This is a genomic window from Erythrobacter sp. HI0063 (genome assembly GCF_001635685.1).
Taxonomy (GTDB): Bacteria; Pseudomonadota; Alphaproteobacteria; order Sphingomonadales; family Sphingomonadaceae; genus Qipengyuania.
In genome coordinates this window covers 1-205 of record NZ_LWFF01000045.1, presented here as the reverse complement: position 1 = coordinate 205, position 205 = coordinate 1, and the positions used below count along the sequence as shown (strand labels likewise).

Below are 205 nucleotides of genomic sequence, written 5' to 3'. Positions count from 1 at the left end.
CGGACATCTCCCCAAGGTCATGGCGGCCTACAACGCCGGGCCCACTCCGGTCGCCCGCTGGAACAGCGAAGTGCGCGACCAGGGGGATCCGCTGACGTGGATGGAATCGATCCCCTATTGGGAGACGCGGTCCTACGTGAATATCGTGATGCGCAATTACTGGATGTATCTGCGCCAGGCCGATGCGCCCACGCCGAGCCGCGTC

Annotated in this window: 1 pseudogene; it reads left to right on the top strand. The window is 64.4% G+C overall.

Annotated features, from left to right (window positions below):
- Positions 1 to 205: pseudogene (locus tag A3736_RS01760) on the top strand (lytic transglycosylase domain-containing protein); the annotation flags it as partial.